Genomic DNA, 1,058 nt, shown 5'->3' with positions numbered 1-1,058 from the left:
CTAGAGCGGAATCCGATCAGTCTGGTTCATATCCGGCTGCGGTGAAGTAATTGGCGCAATCTTGTGGCGAGAAGGTCAGCAAGGCGTCGCGGATCACGTTCCACAGGTCGTCGATGGTTCGAGCGGCGGCCTTTCGCAAGAACGCCTTGAGCTTGGAGAAGGCGTTCTCGATCGGGTTGAAGTCGGGTGAGTAGGGCGGCAGGTAGCGCAGCGACGCACCTGCGGCTTCGATGGCGCGCCGCACCTGCTGGCCTTTGTGCGCGGGCAGATTGTCCATGATGACCGTGTCGCCCTGGCCGAGCGTGGGGACGAGCACCTGTTCGATGTAGGCCTGGAAGGCAACACGATTCATCGGCCCGTCGAGGACCATGGGGGCGGTCATGCCATCTACGCGGAGCGCCCCGGTAAAGGTCGTCGTCTTCCAGTGCCCGTGTGGCACCGACGCACGGCAACGCTTTCCCCGAAGGGCACGCCCCCGCAGCCTGGCCATCTTAGTCGAGGCGCCGGTTTCATCGATGAAGACGAGGCGCCGTGGATCGAGGTCAGGCTGGTCTATGAACCAGGCCCGGCGCCGGGCTGCGACGTCGGGCCGATCCTGCTCGGCTGCGTGTGCTGTTTTTTTTGAAGGTCATGCCGTGGCGATCAAGGCAGCGCCACACGGTGCTGGCCCCGAACGATGCTCCATGCTCGCTCCGCAGCCACTCGGCCAGCTCGACCAGGCTGATGTCCTTCTGCGCAGCAACGGCTGCCAGGATCACGCCGCTGAAGGCCTCGATGCGACGTGAGCGTGTGTCGCCGCCCTGCGGCTTGGCCGCGATAGTGCCGGTCGTGTTGACGGCTGCCACCCAGCGCACGGCACTCGCGGCAGAAACACCGAAGCGCTCCGCAGCCCGACGGCGGGACATGCCTGCCGATACCGCGGCAACCAGCCGAGAACGAAGGTCGGTGGACAGTGGCTTCCCCATGCATGCTGGCCTCCTGCCCAGCCTGCATGGTGAATCACATCGCGGCCGCGTCGGGAATCCCTAACGATTCAAGTTGGACGGTTTCCGCTCTAG

1 protein-coding gene is annotated in these 1,058 nt (G+C 64.7%); it reads right to left on the bottom strand.

Going from position 1 to position 1,058, the window contains the following annotated elements; genetic code table 11:
- Positions 1-16: 16 nt before the first annotated feature.
- A protein-coding gene (locus FE263_RS21930; protein ID WP_138328170.1) for an IS630 family transposase occupies positions 17-965 on the bottom strand; the annotation gives its coding sequence in 2 pieces (ribosomal slippage) (positions 17-623 and positions 622-965; 951 coding nt in all).
- Positions 966-1,058: the final 93 nt, after the last annotated feature.

This window comes from Lichenicoccus roseus, assembly GCF_005844085.1.
GTDB classification, from domain to species: Bacteria; Pseudomonadota; Alphaproteobacteria; order Acetobacterales; family Acetobacteraceae; genus Lichenicoccus; species Lichenicoccus roseus.
The sequence above is the reverse complement of the archived record's forward strand: the minus strand, read 5'-3'. Positions and strand labels throughout refer to the sequence as shown.